The sequence below is a fragment of the Rhodopseudomonas parapalustris genome (genome assembly GCF_053772255.1).
In genome coordinates, this window is sequence record NZ_JAMKBZ010000008.1 from 153,969 (window position 1) to 169,063 (window position 15,095).

16 protein-coding genes are annotated in these 15,095 nt (G+C 65.1%); 2 read left to right on the forward strand and 14 right to left on the reverse strand.

Annotated elements, in window-relative coordinates; translation table 11 throughout:
* Positions 1 to 20: 20 nt before the first annotated feature.
* The 6 genes from M9H71_RS09895 to M9H71_RS09920 all read right to left on the reverse strand — a co-directional run bounded on the left by M9H71_RS09895 (position 21) and on the right by M9H71_RS09920 (position 5,556).
* The gene (locus M9H71_RS09895; RefSeq protein ID WP_455404859.1) at positions 21 to 1,310 is read right to left on the reverse strand and encodes a TCR/Tet family MFS transporter; all 1,290 of its coding nucleotides are present in this window, start codon (positions 1,308 to 1,310) and stop codon (positions 21 to 23) included.
* Entirely contained in the window at positions 1,307 to 2,683 is a 1,377-nt protein-coding gene (der, locus tag M9H71_RS09900) for a ribosome biogenesis GTPase Der (RefSeq protein WP_455404860.1), read from the reverse strand. Before der ends, M9H71_RS09895 begins: the two co-directional genes overlap by 4 nt.
* Positions 2,684 to 2,757: 74 nt before the next feature.
* On the reverse strand, positions 2,758 to 3,282 hold the full coding sequence (locus tag M9H71_RS09905) for a hypothetical protein (RefSeq protein WP_455404861.1): 525 nt from the start codon (positions 3,280 to 3,282) through the stop codon (positions 2,758 to 2,760).
* A gap of 46 nt (positions 3,283 to 3,328) precedes the next feature.
* Positions 3,329 to 3,985 carry a tetratricopeptide repeat protein gene (locus M9H71_RS09910; protein WP_455404894.1) on the reverse strand — a complete coding sequence of 219 codons (657 nt, stop codon included), beginning with the start codon at positions 3,983 to 3,985 and terminating at the stop codon, positions 3,329 to 3,331.
* Positions 3,986 to 4,144: 159 nt separating this feature from the next.
* Positions 4,145 to 4,969 carry a 3-methyl-2-oxobutanoate hydroxymethyltransferase gene (gene panB / locus M9H71_RS09915; RefSeq protein ID WP_455404862.1) on the reverse strand — a complete coding sequence of 275 codons (825 nt, stop codon included), beginning with the start codon at positions 4,967 to 4,969 and terminating at the stop codon, positions 4,145 to 4,147.
* A gap of 2 nt (positions 4,970 to 4,971) precedes the next feature.
* Entirely contained in the window at positions 4,972 to 5,556 is a 585-nt protein-coding gene (locus M9H71_RS09920; RefSeq protein ID WP_455404863.1) for an NnrU family protein, read from the reverse strand.
* A gap of 129 nt (positions 5,557 to 5,685) precedes the next feature.
* On the opposite strand from M9H71_RS09920, the gene M9H71_RS09925 reads away from it, so the two are divergent.
* On the forward strand, positions 5,686 to 6,684 hold the full coding sequence (locus tag M9H71_RS09925) for a Bug family tripartite tricarboxylate transporter substrate binding protein (RefSeq protein WP_455404864.1): 999 nt from the start codon (positions 5,686 to 5,688) through the stop codon (positions 6,682 to 6,684).
* Positions 6,685 to 6,728: 44 nt separating this feature from the next.
* Here the strand turns inward: M9H71_RS09925 and M9H71_RS09930 are convergent, their stop codons facing one another.
* The 6 genes from M9H71_RS09930 to M9H71_RS09955 all read right to left on the reverse strand — a co-directional run bounded on the left by M9H71_RS09930 (position 6,729) and on the right by M9H71_RS09955 (position 11,286).
* Entirely contained in the window at positions 6,729 to 6,995 is a 267-nt protein-coding gene (locus tag M9H71_RS09930; protein ID WP_455404865.1) for a hypothetical protein, read from the reverse strand.
* Between the two features lie 673 nt (positions 6,996 to 7,668).
* Positions 7,669 to 7,806, reverse strand: a complete 138-nt coding sequence (locus M9H71_RS09935) for a hypothetical protein (protein WP_230756470.1) — start codon at positions 7,804 to 7,806, stop codon at positions 7,669 to 7,671.
* 523 nt (positions 7,807 to 8,329) lie between these two features.
* The gene (gene gatB / locus M9H71_RS09940; RefSeq protein WP_455404866.1) at positions 8,330 to 9,814 is read right to left on the reverse strand and encodes an Asp-tRNA(Asn)/Glu-tRNA(Gln) amidotransferase subunit GatB; all 1,485 of its coding nucleotides are present in this window, start codon (positions 9,812 to 9,814) and stop codon (positions 8,330 to 8,332) included.
* A gap of 27 nt (positions 9,815 to 9,841) precedes the next feature.
* Positions 9,842 to 10,288, reverse strand: coding sequence for a type II toxin-antitoxin system VapC family toxin (locus M9H71_RS09945; protein WP_455404867.1), 447 nt, complete (start codon positions 10,286 to 10,288; stop codon positions 9,842 to 9,844).
* Positions 10,257 to 10,670, reverse strand: coding sequence for a DUF7662 domain-containing protein (locus M9H71_RS09950; protein ID WP_455404868.1), 414 nt, complete (start codon positions 10,668 to 10,670; stop codon positions 10,257 to 10,259). Before M9H71_RS09950 ends, M9H71_RS09945 begins: the two co-directional genes overlap by 32 nt.
* A gap of 112 nt (positions 10,671 to 10,782) precedes the next feature.
* Entirely contained in the window at positions 10,783 to 11,286 is a 504-nt protein-coding gene (locus tag M9H71_RS09955; protein ID WP_455404869.1) for an isochorismatase family protein, read from the reverse strand.
* Between the two features lie 101 nt (positions 11,287 to 11,387).
* Between M9H71_RS09955 and M9H71_RS09960 the strand changes: the two genes are divergently transcribed.
* The gene (locus M9H71_RS09960) at positions 11,388 to 12,323 is read left to right on the forward strand and encodes a GlxA family transcriptional regulator (protein ID WP_455404870.1); all 936 of its coding nucleotides are present in this window, start codon (positions 11,388 to 11,390) and stop codon (positions 12,321 to 12,323) included.
* 52 nt (positions 12,324 to 12,375) lie between these two features.
* Here the strand turns inward: M9H71_RS09960 and M9H71_RS09965 are convergent, their stop codons facing one another.
* Entirely contained in the window at positions 12,376 to 13,482 is a 1,107-nt protein-coding gene (locus M9H71_RS09965; protein WP_455404871.1) for a sensor histidine kinase, read from the reverse strand.
* A 79-nt stretch (positions 13,483 to 13,561) separates the two neighbouring features.
* The gene (gene gatA, locus M9H71_RS09970; RefSeq protein ID WP_455404872.1) at positions 13,562 to 15,040 is read right to left on the reverse strand and encodes an Asp-tRNA(Asn)/Glu-tRNA(Gln) amidotransferase subunit GatA; all 1,479 of its coding nucleotides are present in this window, start codon (positions 15,038 to 15,040) and stop codon (positions 13,562 to 13,564) included.
* Between the last annotated feature and the right edge of the window lie 55 nt (positions 15,041 to 15,095).

The window sequence follows — 15,095 nt, forward strand, 5'->3', positions numbered from 1 at the left end:
CGACTAGACTAATCGTCGGCTCAGCTTTCAGGCGCCGCTTGCGGCGCCTGTTTGCTTTCCGCCGCGGGCGATGCGAAAGCCACGATCACTACGGACACGACCAGAAGCGCACCGGCGAGCAGGAACGGCGCCCCGGGCAGCTGCAGCGGTGCGCCGGCATCGATGAAATAAGCGAAGATCATCGTGAACAGGAACGGGCCGATCAACTCGGCGACGCTCTTCACGCTGGTGGTCGCGCCCTGTAGCTGACCCTGCTGCTCTGGCGACACCAACCGCGTCATCATCCCAGAGGTCGCAGGACCCGCGATGCCCCACAGCGTCATCACAGGAATGCCGATCCAGAACAGCGAGCCGCTCGGCGCCAGCGCGTAGATCGCAAAACCAAGCGCACCGCCGCCATAACCGAGCACTTGCGCGCGCCGTTCGCCCAGCCGCTTCACCGCGGGGCCAACCAGGAAGCCCTGCACGATCGTGGTGCAGACGCCGACGAACGCCAGTGCCAGACCGACCGTGGTCTGATCCCAGCCGTAGCGATAGCCGGTGTACAGCACGAAGGTCGCCGGCAGCGCGACATGCGCCACCTCGGCGCAGAATTCGACCACCGCCAACGCCGCCAGCGTCGCGTTCGAGGCGAGCAGGCGCACTGCCCCGATCGGATTGGCGGACTTCCAGCGGAACGGCGAGCGCCGATCCCGCGGCAGCGACTCCGGCAGGACGAACAGACCATAGAGTGCGTTGGCGAGGCTCAATCCTGCCGCCACCCAGAACGGCAGCCGCGGATCGACACCACCGAGCAGGCCGCCGATCGCAGGACCGAAGGTGAATCCCAGTCCGAACGCCGCACCGACCATCCCGAACACAGCGGCCCGCTTCTCGGCAGGCGTAACGTCGGCGATATAGGCGAACGAGGTCGAAATGCTCGCCGAGGTGATGCCCGAGATCACACGGCCGACGAACAGCCACCACAGCGAAGGCGCCAGCGCCATCAGGATGTAATCGAGGCCGAGGCCGAGGTTCGACAGCAGGATCACCGGGCGCCGCCCGAACCGATCCGACAGGCCACCGAGGATCGGCGATGCGAACAACTGCATCAGGGCCCACGCGGTGCCGAACGCACCGTAGATCCGCGCCGCGTCGGCGGTGTTGTTGTCGGAGAAGCCTTCGATCAGCTTCGGCAGGATCGGCAGGATCATGCCGACACTCAGCATGTCGAGCGCGATGGTGATGAAGATGAAGCCGACGGCGGCGCGGCGCGGGCCGGGAGCGAGCGGCTCCGACAGCGGCCGGTTCGGAACGTCGGCGGCGGTCATGACTTCCGCTTGCGCTTGTGCGCGAACGGGTTCGCCTTCTCGCGCAGGGTGATGCGGACCGGCGTGCCGGGCAGCTCGAACGCGCCGCGCAGGCTGTTGACCAGATAGCGCAAATACGATTCCGGCACCGCGTCGGCGCGCGAACAGAACACCACGAAGCTCGGCGGCCGCGCCTTGGCCTGGGTGACGTAGTTCAGCTTCAGGCGTCGACCCGAAACGGCCGGCGGCGGGTTTTGTGCAATCGCCTGCTCGAACCAGCGGTTCAGCGCCGCAGTCGGCACGCGTCTGTTCCAGACCGCATAGGCATCCTGGATCGCCTGCATCAGACGGTCGACGCCTTCGCCCAGCATGCCCGAGGTGGCGACGATCGGTACCCCCTTGATCTGCGGCAGCCAGTGATCGGCATCGGTGCGAAGCTGAGCGATCTGGCCGCCCTGCCGCTCGATCAGATCCCACTTGTTGACCGCGATCACAAGCGCGCGGCCCTCGCGCTCGACGAGGTCGGCAATCCGCAGATCCTGCTCCTCGAAGCGGTGCTCCGCATCCATCATCAGCACGACGACTTCGGCGAAGCGCACGGCGCGCAGCGCATCGGCGACCGAGAGCTTCTCCAGCTTCTCTTCGATCCGCGACCGGCGCCGCAGCCCCGCGGTATCGAACACGCGGAAGTCGCGTCCTTTCCATTCGACCTCGACAGCGATCGAGTCCCGCGTCGTTCCGGCTTCCGGGCTGGTCAGCAACCGCTCTTCGCCGAGCAGGCGATTGATGAAGGTCGACTTGCCGGCATTGGGACGACCGACGATCGCGACCCGGATCGGCCGCGAGGCGATCGCCTCTTCGCTGTCGTCGATCGGCTCGTCGTCTTCCTCCTCCTCCGGCTCGGGCATCAACGGGCGCAACGCATCGTAGAGCTCGCCCATGCCCTCGCCGTGCTCGGCGGAGATCTGCACCGGATCGCCAAGGCCGAGCGCATACGATTCCATGGCGCCGATCTCGCCGTGCTTGCCCTCGCTCTTGTTGGCGACCAGCACAACCGGCTTGTTGGCCCGGCGGGCGAAGTCGGCAAAGGCGCGGTCGTTGGGCGTCAGACCGGCGCGGGCGTCGAACACGAACAACAGCGCATCCGCCAGTTCGATCGCCGTTTCGGTCTGCTCCTGCATTCGGGCGGTGAGCGAACCCTTCGGCCCCTCGTCGAGGCCTGCCGTGTCGATCAGCGTGAAGTTGAGATCGCCGAGCCGGCCTTCGCCTTCACGGCGATCGCGGGTGACGCCGGGCGCATCGTCGACCAGCGCCAGCTTTTGGCCGACGAGGCGATTGAATAGCGTCGATTTGCCGACGTTGGGTCGGCCGATGATTGCGAGGGTGAAAGACATGGCTGATCCGTCGCCGAGAAGCGGCGGCCTGTCAATGTCGCTCGGGTCAGACCTTCGAGGTCGGAGCCCTTTAATTAGCGCTGGAAGCTGCCGCTCGGCAGCGGCGCCGGGAACGACGGAGCTGTTCCGGAGGATTGCGGCTGGGCTGCGGGCGCAGACGACTGGTCGTCGGCCGGCGGCGTGGTAACCCGACGTCGGGATTGCTTGGCCGGCTTCTGCGCTGCCGGCGCCTCCTCGCTGTCGACAGCCGGCTCAGCGGCCGGACGGCGCGGCGCCGAACTGTGCCGCGTCCGTGTCCGCGTCCTTGCAGCTGGCTTCGGCTTTTCTTCAACCGGCGCAGCAGCGGCAGCCGTAGCGGCGGCCTGTTCGCGCTGCTGCTGCTCGACCTCGTCCTTGTACAGACTCTTCGGCACGCCCTGTTCGAGGCCCGGCACGCCCTCGGGAAACACCGGCTTACGCTCGCCGGCCAGCTTCTTCTTCTGATCGAGGAAATCGAACATGTCGGTCGGATCGAAGCTGCTCATGCTGCCGCAACCGGCCAAGGCACTGGACAGCGCGACCAGCACGGCGAGTGGAATCAGGCGGTGCGACAGGCGCATGGATCAATCTCTCACAGTGTTCAGTGTCGCGGTCGCTCGAACAAGGTCAGCTTTTGGCGGCGGTGGGCGGCAGCAGTGCTTGCAGCACATCGGCCCGGCTGCGCAGGCTACCCGGCGTTTCGGCATCGGCGGTGATCTTGTCGATCCACTGCCGGGTCGCCGTCACGTTCTTGGCCCGCCACGCCGACAACGCCAGCAACTCGCGCGCGGTATGACGGAACGCGCCATCGCCGGATGCGACCGGCTCGAGCCGCTGCACCAGATCTTTGTAGCTTGCCGTCTCCAGCACCAGGCCGGCGGCGCGAATACCGGCAAGATCGCGGAACGGCGCAGCAAGGCTCCGGTCTGCGGCGATCTCGTCGTAACGTTTCACGGCAGCTTGCGGATCACGCACGGCGATTTCGGCGGCAGCGCGCAGTCGCGCCAGCGTGCGATATCCAGCCGGGGCCGACGCCGCAATCTTGTCGAACGCGGCTTCCGCCTCGGCGTGTTTGTTTTGCTCGGCGAGGTCGGCAGCAGCGGCGAAAGCCGCTCCGGCTTCGGCTGCCTTCTTGGACTCGTAATATTCATAGCCGCGCCAGGCGCCCACCCCGACGACGATCAGGACGGCCGCGCTGACGATAAAGATCGAGTACTTGTCCCACAGCCTCTTGAGCCGCTCGCGACGCAGCTCCTCATCGACTTCATTAAATAATTCAGACACTTGGAGTTTTTTCCTGTCCCGACAGCGCAGCATCCCAACAGGGCTGCCGCCCGCCCATCCCTCGCGATCGCGCGGGCGATACCCTAGCGTTATGGCGCTGGCAAGGCAAAGCGAGCCGGATCAAGGGGATACCTCGACCGGCGCGCGCCTTCCGTAACCTCACGCCTTCGACTTCATTCCGTAAACGTGCTCGGGCCCAGGGAAAGCCCGCGAACGGACCTCCTCGGCATAACCCTTGATTGCTTCTTCAATTCCCGGACCGAGATTGCCGTATCGCTTGACGAATTTGGGCGCACGCGGCGACAGGCCGAGCATGTCTTCGAGGACCAGCACCTGACCGTCGCAGGCGGCGCTCGCACCGATGCCGATGGTCGGGATCGCAATCATCTCGGTGATCTTGCGGCCGAGCGGTTCGGCGACCGCCTCGACCACCACCGAGAACGCGCCGGCGTCGGCGACTGCGCGGGCGTCGGCCTCGATCGGCGCCCAGCTCCCCTCCTCGCGCCCTTGCGCGCGGAACGAGCCCAGCGTGTTGATCGACTGCGGCGTCAGACCGATGTGGCCCATCACCGGAATGCCGCGCTCGGTGAGGAACGCAATGGTCTCGGCCATCCGCACACCGCCCTCGAGCTTCACGGCGCCGCAGTGGGTCTCTTTCAGGATGCGCGCCGCCGAATGAAACGCCTGCTCCTTCGAGGCTTCGTAGGAGCCGAACGGCATGTCGACGACGACCAGCGCATGCTGCGAGCCGCGCATCACCGCATGGCCCTGCAGGATCATCATCTCGAGCGTCACCGGCACGGTGGTCTCGAAGCCGTGCATCACGTTGCCGAGCGAGTCGCCGACGAGGATGGCGTCGCAATAGCGATCGACCAGTGACGCGGTGTGTGCGTGATACGAGGTCAGCATCACGATCGGATCGCCCCCCTTGCGGGCACGGATGTCCGGGGCGGTTTTCCGCCGGATTTGCGATTGGACAGACATACTTAGGCTCCGAACACGGACACGCCGATAACGTAAGGATGGAACACGAAGGCGAGCGCCAGATACAGCACGACGCCGGCAACGATGGCGATGACGTCGTTCTTGACGCCACCGACCGGAATCGGCGGGCCGCCTGCGTCGCTGCGCCGCTTCAGCGAAATCCGGTCGTACACCGCCCAGGCGAGCAGCGAGCCAAATAGAATGATCGAGCCGAGGTCGCCATTGGCGATCAGATGGCCGACCGCCCACAGCTTCACTGCGGTGATCATCGGGTGCTTGACCGCGGCATAGATGCGGCCGCGCGAATAGGCCGCCGCCAGCAGGATCGCCATCGGCAACATCAGAAGCGCGGTGAGATGCCGGGTCCAATGCGGCGGATACCAGACGTCGATCCAGCCATGAGCGCGATAGGACCCGAACCCGTAGGCGATCAGGAGCAGGCCACCGATCGCCAGCACCGCATAGGCAATCTTATAGACGGCCTCGCCGCCGATCCCGATCAGGCGGCTGCGCAGGTCGCGCCGCGTCGTCACGACATGCGTGCCGATGAACAGCACCAAGCCGACGATCATCAACGTAAGTCCCATCACGCCCCCTCGCTCGCGGCGGTTTCCGCAGCCTTCGGATCGCACTATGGTCCGCGCCGTCGCGTCGGAGCGTCGCTCCCGGCGCGCGCGGACCTGTTCCGGGTATCATTGTTTTTAGGACCGATGCAAATGACGCGAAAGATATCCGGGCGCTGCTGGTTCGGTGCGCTCGTATCGCTGGTGCTGGCGGGATCGGCCGTCCCTGTCTGGGCAGAACAGATAGCGCCTTCCTGGCCGCCGAAGACAGTGCGGATCGTGGTCCCGTTCGCCGCAGGATCGACCCCGGACCTTGTCGGCCGCGTCTTGGCGGATCAGTTGCACACGCGGCATCCTGGCTCCGCCTTCGTGGTCGAGAACAAGCCAGGCGCGTCCGGCAACATCGGAACGGATGCCGTCGCCAAGGCTTCTCCAGACGGAGCGACCCTCGGGATATCGATCGCCGGACCGCTCGCGATCAACTCGCTGCTGTTTGCCAAATTGCCATACGATCCACAGCAGGACCTCGAACCGGTCACGTTATTGACCAGGATGCCGAGCGTCCTCGTCGTGCCGACGAGCCTCGGGGCTGGCAGTGTGGCCGAATTCGTCGCGAAAGTGAAAGCCGACAAGCCAGGACTTGCTTACGCGTCGATTGGAGCAGGCTCGCTGTCGCACCTCTGTATGGAAGCGATCGCGCAGAAGGCGGGCGGCAGCATGGTGCATATCCCCTACGCCGGCTCGCCGAACGCGGTGACCGCCTTGATCCGGGGTGATGTGCAGGCCGGGTGCCTACCGGCGATCTCTGTGGCGCCGCAACTTACTGCGGGCAACTTGAAGATCCTCGCCGTAACGACGCCGCAGCGCTCGCCGTTCTTGCCCAACATCCCGACGCTCAAGGAGAGCGGCATCGACGTGGAGTCGGACGCATGGAATGCGCTGATCGCGCCACGCGGAACCTCGCCCGCGCTGGTCGCCGACATCAACCGGCAGGTCACCGACGCTCTCGCCGATCCGGCGCTGATCGCGAAACTGAAGAGCCAGATGATCTTGGCCGAACCATCGACACCCGAGGCGCTACGCCACAGGATCGCCGATGAGAAACGGACGTGGGCCGAAGTGATCAAGGCCGCCGGCATCGAAATCCGATGACGAGGGCGCGGTCGTCGTGGCCGCGCGCAGCCGGAACACTAGGATTAGTGCGAAGACATCCAGGCGCGGGCTTCGCGCTGGGCAATCGCGATCTCGTCGGCCGACATCAGTTCGGCGAGCTCGCGGCGATAGGCGATCGCGTCGGCCCGCCCCTTCAGCGCGGCGAGATTAAACCATTTGTGCGCCGCCACCAGATCGACCGGCGCGCCGCGCCCCGACGCGAACAACAGGCCGAGGTCGAACAGCGCATCGGGATTCTCCCCGGCTTCGATCGGCATCGCAGTTTCGATATTCAGATGTCCCTGTAGCATCTTCGTTCTCCGTCTTGGCAGCCGAACCCGAGGGCGGCTCCTGTCCTCTGTCTGTCGTCCCCTACCGCCGTGTCCCGGCGTGTTATGGGGCAATGATGACCGATCAACTTTGAAGAGCAGTTTAAGCGTTGCGCTGAACGATTTCTGAACGCGCTGTCGGAGGCGGCCGAAGCCGCATCGAGAAGTGACTGCGCTGCAAGCATTTTTCGAATTCGTAGAGAGACGGTTTACCGTCCGTTTTGGCGAACCGATAACCATCGTCGCAACCGCGTGGGGTAGCCGGCGCGACGGACGACGTCTCGCAGCGGCTTGCGGTCTGACCGGAACTAGGAAGATGGGAGGATGGAACAAGGTAGCCGGACAGTTCCGGCGAAGGGCGAAGCGCCCTTCCAAACAACGAGGGCGTCGGCGAACACGTCAGGCTCAGATCCCATGTGCGGCTGAGCGCCCATGAAACTGCGGACCTCGTGTCCGCACCGTTCGAAGAAAAACCGTTTCTTCTACCAGATCGGTCGCCGGCCAGGTGATCCCCGCCGCTAGCCGATCCAGTCGCCTGACCTGATGTCTCGCCGACACCCTCTCGTCGACTAGGCTTGGGCTCATGTCGCGTTGCGCAGAGCCGATCCTGTGACGTTGCCGGCAGTCGCCTGCCGACACTCGCTCGAAAGCGAGCTTACTTCTTCTTGGCGGCCTTCTTGGCGACCTTCTTGGTGGTCTTCTTGGCGGTCTTCTTCACCGCGCTCTTCGCGGTCTTCGCCTTCTTCGGCGCCGCTTTCTTCGTCGCCGCCTTCTTCACTGCTTTCTTGGCCATGTTGCCCTCCGATCAAGTCAGATCGCTCGATTGCTGCTGCGTGCACTCGGGAATCGAGATGCACTAATTCCCGAATACACCAACGCTTTGAAAAAAACAGTGTCCCGCTTAAGGAAGAGTTGATGGGAGTTGTCCCTCGCGCACAGGCAGTCTTGGCGAACCAAGCGCCGCGGGATCGAACGCACGAACCAAGTTATGCGCGAAAAATCTGCATCGCCATTTGTCAAGATCGCAGAAAATGCCTGCGCCACAGCGATTTCATCAACTCACAAATCGAACTAACTAACTACTTCGCAGAAGCGCGCAGAGCGCCGAGTCGATCGGGTGAGGCCGGCTGCAGTGCCTGAGTCGCAATGTTTGGCAATGAAAAAATTTTCGCGCGCGCCCCTGTGCCGGAGCGTTCAAACGCTCCGGCACAGGGGTTTCCTGCACGAGGGGGACGGCTGATTCGCGAACGTCAGCGCTGTCGCGCCAGGACGCGGCGGCGGCGCGGCGGGTCGCGCGCGACCACGCAAGGTCTGTCTCAGAGGCCGAGCTTACGCTTGAGCAGGTCGTTGACGGCCTGCGGATTGGCCTTGCCGCCGGAGGATTTCATCACCTGTCCGACGAACCAGCCGAGCATCGCCGGCTTCGCCGCGACCTGCGCGACCTTGTCGGGATTGTTCGCGACAATTTCGTCGACAACCTTTTCGATCGCCGAGAGATCGGTGACCTGCTTCAAGCCACGCTGCTCGACGAGCACGCGCGGATCACCGCCTTCGACCCAGACGATCTCGAACAGTTCCTTGGCGATCTTGCCCGAGATGGTGCCTTCGCCAATCAGGTCGACGATCGCGGCGAGCTGCGCGGCGGAGACCGGTGAGGCGTCGATGCTCTGGCCGTCCTTGTTGAGCCGGCCGAACAACTCGTTGATCACCCAGTTGGCCGCAAGCTTGCCGTCGCGCGCCTTGTCGGCGAGCCCGGCCAGCACCGCTTCATAGAACTCGGCGCTCTCGCGCTCGCTCACCAGCACCCCGGCGTCGTCGGCCGACAGCCCGAAATCGCCGATGAACCGGGCCTTCTTGGCATCGGGCAACTCGGGAAGCGCGGCCTTCAGCTCGTCCACATAGGCCTGCGAGAACTCCAGCGGCAGCAGGTCCGGATCGGGGAAGTAGCGATAGTCGTGCGCCTCTTCCTTCGACCGCATCGACCGCGTCTCGCCTTTGACCGCATCGAACAGCCGCGTCTCCTGGTCGATCTTGCCACCATCTTCGAGGATACCGATCTGGCGGCGCGCCTCGTACTCGATCGCCTGGCCGATGAAGCGGATCGAATTGATGTTCTTGATTTCGCAGCGGGTGCCGAACGGCTCGCCCGGGCGCCGCACCGAGACGTTGACGTCGGCACGCAGGCTGCCCTTTTCCATGTCGCCGTCGCAGGTGCCGAGAAAGCGCATGATGCTGCGCAGCTTGGCGACATAGGCCATGGCCTGTTCGGCGTCGCGGATGTCCGGCTTGGACACGATCTCCATCAGGGCGATGCCGCAGCGGTTCAAGTCGATGAGGGACTGCGACGGCAACTTGTCGTGCAGCATCTTGGCCGGATCCTGTTCCAGGTGCAGCCGCTCGATGCCAACCGTGACCGAGCCGCCGTCCGGCAGGTCGACCACGACCTCGCCCTCGCCAACCACCGGCGACTTGTACTGGCTGATCTGATAGCCCTGCGGCAGGTCCGGATAGAAATAGTTCTTGCGGTCGAACACCGAGCGCAAGTTGATCTTGGCGTTCAGACCAAGCCCGGTGCGGATCGCCTGGCGGACGCACTCCTCGTTGATCACCGGCAACATGCCGGGCATCGCCGCGTCGACTAGCGAAACCTGGGTGTTCGGCGCACCGCCGAATTGGGTCGCGGCGCCCGAGAACAGTTTGGCGTTGGAGGAGACCTGGGCGTGGATCTCCAGCCCGACTACGACTTCCCAATCGCCGGTGGCGCCCTTGATGAGCTGGGACGGTTTGACGGGTGCGTTCATGGGAGAAGCCTTTCGACGGGCGCAGATTCAACAAGACAGCGCCTGAATATGCCCTTCCCGGGCATATGCCAACAACGACCGATCGCGCGTGATCAACCGATAGCCGTAGGCGCGGGCGGTCGCAGCGATGATCCGATCCGCCGGGTCGCGGTGCGGGAAGCTCGGCAGGAACGATGAAGCCACCAGCACATCCGGCGTCAGCGCCGCCAGCAACAAACCGGAGCGCTCCATCACCTGATCGAACCATTGCAGAGGCGACATCAGCAGATCGAGGCGCCCCCGCGCAACCAACAGCCCAATCTCCCAGGCCGAAATCGGCGAGACGGCGATGGCCTCCCCCGTCTCATGAGCCTGTTGCACGAGAGCCCGCGCCTCGCCTGCGTCATCATCGCCCGTCGCGAAGAAGATCAACGCGCAGGTATCGAGCAGCAGCGACGGCACGTTATCGCGGCCGCTCAGGCAGATCATCGCCATAGGCGAGCTCACCCCAATCCGGTTCAGCCGGCGCCGTTAGATCGACGCCGTCCGGAATCCGGACGGTCCCCTTCATGCATCCGAACAACGGATGGCGGCCGGACCTCGCATCGGCCGTGACGCGAAGCGCTTGAACGTGATCATTGCGGCGGAATACTAGTCGCCCGCTCGCCATATCGACCTGCTCGCTACGGAAACCTGCGTCTAGCCAAGCCTTAGTCATCACATTGTTGGTCGGCGAATTGCTCCACCAAGCACGATGGCGTTGCGCGACCGGCGGCAGCTTGCTGCCGATCACGCGCTCGATCTGCGCAAAGCTCATCCGCACTTCACTGCGGGTCTGCTGCTTGAGAAACTCGGTCAGCGGCTCATATTTTCCCATGAGCGACCTCCACCGTCGCAATAGTTACAGAGTAACTATTTGGCCGGCGAAAGTCCAGTTTTGGAGGCAGATAACGGTGCAGCCGTGTGGCCACAGCCGTCTCTACCGGATGCTACGCCCAAACCTCTGCGGCTGTCGCGACGTCGATCTTCGACGCTAACGCGTTCAGCGCGATCTGATGCACGACCGCGGTCGGCGCAGTGCAGAGGTCACTGACGACTTTGACACCGAGACCATCGGCGGCCCGCGACATCGCGGTGAACACCACACAGTTCTGCGTCATCATGCCGGCGACCAGGAGCTGATCGATCCCGGTCAGATGGTGCGCGAGGCCGGTACCTTGAAAGGCGTCGGCAACACTCTTGGTGACGACCGGCGCATCGCCCGCCGCCGGGACAATCGCCGGACGGATCGCGACGCCGACGCTACCTGCCACGAACGGCCCGGCCGCCGCAGTCGAGACGTGCTGCACGAGAATGATGCGATCGCCGGCGGACCGCGCCTTGCCGATCGCCGCGACGAGCCGCGCCTCGGTCTCCTCGGCCTGCCACAGCGGCAACGCGCCGCCTGTGAAGTAGTCGTTCTGAATGTCGATTACGAGAAGCGCGCGCGCCATCGGTATCTCCCTTGTTGGCTGTCGAAACGCCCCTTCCCTCTAAGCAACTGCGTCGCCAGGGATCAGTGGCCTGATAGACATTCTTCGGGTAAATTGGGCCAATGCGGATCGCCATTCTCGCCTACGACCAGATCAGCCCGTTCATGCTGTCGACACCGCTCGCGGTGTTCGGCGAACCGTTTCTCGCCGGCGGCCATCGGGTCGATGTCTGTGCGTCACAGCCGCGTTTTTCAGCGACGGGCGGCCTGACGATCGAAGCCCCCCTGCCGCTCGCAGCCGCCCGCGACGCCGACGTCGTCATCCTGCCGGGCTGGCGTGCCGCGGAGGAGCCGGTGCCCGCAGCGATCACCTCCGAGCTCCGCGCCGCCGAGGCGCGCGGTGCGATCGTGGTCGGACTTTGCCTCGGCGCGTTCGGCCTTGCCGAAGCAGGTCTGCTCGACAGGCGCCGCGCAACGACGCACTGGGCGTGCGTCGAGACCTTTGCAACGCGCTATCCCCACGTCGCCGTCGATCCGGGCGCTCTGTTCGTCGACGAGGGGCGGATCCTCACCTCGGCGGGCGTCGCCTCCGGCCTCGATTGCTGCCTGCACCTGCTGGGCCGGATCGCCGGCACGGCCGAAGCCAACCGCGTCGCCCGGCACCTTGTGGTCGCACCGCAACGTGCGGGCGAACAGCCGCAACTGATCGAGCGCCCTGCGATCGGCTCGACTGCCGATCGCAGGATCACCGATCTGCTGGAGACCCTGCGCGCCGATCCGGCGTCCGCGCCGTCGCTGGACGAGCTGGCGCTGCGAGCGGGCATGAGCCGCCGCAGCCTCACTCGCCACATCCGCGCGCGCACCGGTGGCAATCTCGGCGACTGGCTGCGCCGCGTCCGCCTGGCGCGCGCGCAAGACCTCCTCGCCAGCGGCGCGCGCGGGCTCGAAGACGTCGCCGCCCGCTGCGGCTTTCCAGATGCCGCCGCGCTGCGCACGGCGTTCCGAACAGAACTCGGCATCACGCCGCGGCAATGGCTGGCGCGGCAGAGACTGGACTAGCCGATCCCGCGACGGCAGCCGGAGCGAGCGAAAGATAACGTTCGGGAATGTCCTAATTTGGTGCGGGCGCGGGTACGACTTCGAAAGTCAGTGTGAACCAAGTGCCCTGACCTCGAATGGTCTTCACCTCAAAGCCGACATTGCGCGCGTTTTCTTTGAGGGTCTGCAGGATGAGCGCACCGAGCTTGCGCGGCGACGGCCACTGCTGCCCCTCGGCAAGGCCGACGCCATCGTCCGACACCACCACCGAGACGCGCCCCGCCTCGACGCTGCAGATTACCTTGATCCGTCCGGCGCTGCGGCCGACGAACGCGTATTTCAGCGCGTTGGTCAGCATCTCGTTCACCAGAAGTCCCGCGGGCATCGCGACATTGACGGACAGCGGGCAGTAGCCGGCGCTGACCTCGCAACTGACACCGCTTGCGGCGTTGGCATTGATCACCGCATCGGCAATGTCCGACAGATACTGTCCAAGATCGATCTGCCCGCCGTCGGCTCTCGGGGCTTCGTCCGACAGAACGCGATATAGCACGGTCAGCGCATCGATCCGGCTGGCGAGCCTCGCCAGCGCGACGGTTTCCCCTTCCGCGGCCGAGCGTGCCTCGAGCCGGATCAGAGCGGTGATGAGCTGAAGATTGTTCTTCACCCGGTGCTGCAGCTCGCGCATCAGAGTGTCTCGCTCGCGGATCTGACTTTCGAACCGCTCGATCTGCGCCCGCTCGCGGCCGCCGACGTCGACCAGCGCCGCGATCCGATAATTCTCGACACCGTCATCGCTTTCGATCACGGCCGCATAGGCCTGAACGATCAGCAGCCGATCGGTCGGCGTCACCTTGCGGAAGACGCCGACGAACTCTTCGCCATCGCGAATTGCGGCGCCGAGAGCGTGGCCGGTGTCATCCTGGTCGGCGAAGGCATCGAGGCACGACCAGCCCTGGCCGTCGACGTCAGCTTTGGTCAGCGACGTGAGCGCTTCGAATGCCTGATTAACATAGACGACTTGCTGCTCCGCCCCATAACCACGCGATACGGCGATCGCGACCGGAACGTTGTCGAGCAGGTGCTTGTAGCGGTCACTCTCGATCGCCGCGGCAAGCTTCGTCGATCCAAGGATCTGATCGACACCTTGCGGTGGAAGTTCGCCTTCGTCAGCGCTCATTCAACACCCCTGCCCCGGGCCGAGAATGACGAACGGAGCGGACAAACGCAATCTGGAACCCGGCCTGGCGACACGCCGATCAGGTCCACCATTTTTGCGGCACAAACCGACCCGCCGCCTGCTCGATCACCTCGCCGACAGAGAACAATGTCTCCTCGTCGAACGGACGCCCGATCAGTTGCAGCCCGAGCGGCAATCCTTGCGAGTCGCGGCCCGCGGGAACCGCGATCCCCGGCAGGCCGGCCATGTTCACCGTCACGGTGAAGATGTCGTTCAGATACATCTCGACCGGATCGGCGCCGCCCTTCTCGCCAATGCCGAACGCCGCAGACGGCGTCGCCGGGGTCAGGATCGCCGAGACGCCCTGATCGAAGCATTGCTCGAAGTCGCGCTTGATCAGCGTGCGGACTTTTTGGGCGCGGAGATAATAGGCGTCGTAATAGCCCGCCGACAGCACATAGGTGCCGATCATGATCCGGCGCTTGACCTCGGCGCCGAAGCCAGCGGCACGGGTATTTTCGTACATCTCGCCGACGTTGCGGCCGTTGACGCGGGTGCCGTAGCGGACGCCATCGTAGCGCGCGAGGTTCGATGAGGCCTCGGCCGGCGCCACGATGTAATAGGCCGGCAGCGCGTATTTGGTGTGCGGCAGCGACACGTCGACCAGCTCGGCGCCGGCCGCCTTCAGCCACTCGGCGCCCTGGTTCCACAGCTTCTCGATTTCGGCCGGCATGCCGTCGAGCCGGTACTCCTTCGGAATACCGATCTTCATGCCCTTCACCGAGCCGCCGACGGCGGCCTCGTAGTTCGGCACGGGACGATCGACCGAGGTGGCGTCCTTTGGGTCATGTCCGGCCATCGAGCGCAGCAGGATCGCGGAGTCACGCACAGTGCGGGCGATCGGACCGGCCTGATCGAGCGAGGACGCGAACGCGACGATGCCCCAGCGCGAGCAGCGGCCGTAGGTCGGCTTGATGCCGACCGTGCCGGTGAACGCGGCCGGCTGGCGGATCGAGCCGCCGGTGTCGGTCGCGGTGGCGCCGAGGCACAGGCCTGCCGCAACCGCGGCGGCCGAACCACCCGACGAGCCGCCCGGCACCAGCTTGGCGTCGGAGCCGGCACGGCGCCACGGATTGACGACGGGACCGAAGCACGAGGTCTCGTTCGACGAGCCCATCGCAAATTCGTCGTTGTTGAGCTTGCCGAGCAGCACCGCGCCGTCGCGCCAGAGCTGCGACGTGACGGTCGACTCGTAGGTCGGCTTGAAGTCGCCGAGGATCTTGGAGCACGCCGTGGTTCGCGTGCCCTGGGTGGCGAACAGATCCTTGATGCCGAGCGGGATGCCGGCGAGCGGACCGCCCTCGCCTTTGGCGATCTGCGCATCAGCGGCCTGTGCCATGCGCCGCGCCTCGTCCGGCGTCTCGACCACATAGGCGTTGAGCACGCGCGCCGCTTCGATCGCGGCGAGGTGGGCGTCGGTCAGTTCGACCGCGGTGAAGGACTTGTTTGCGAGGCCATCGCGGGCCTCGGCCAGCGTCAGCGAAGTCAGGTCGGTCATGGTTCAGGGCACGCCAGAATAGAAGCCGGCGACAGGCCGGTCACGGGCGCCGCGG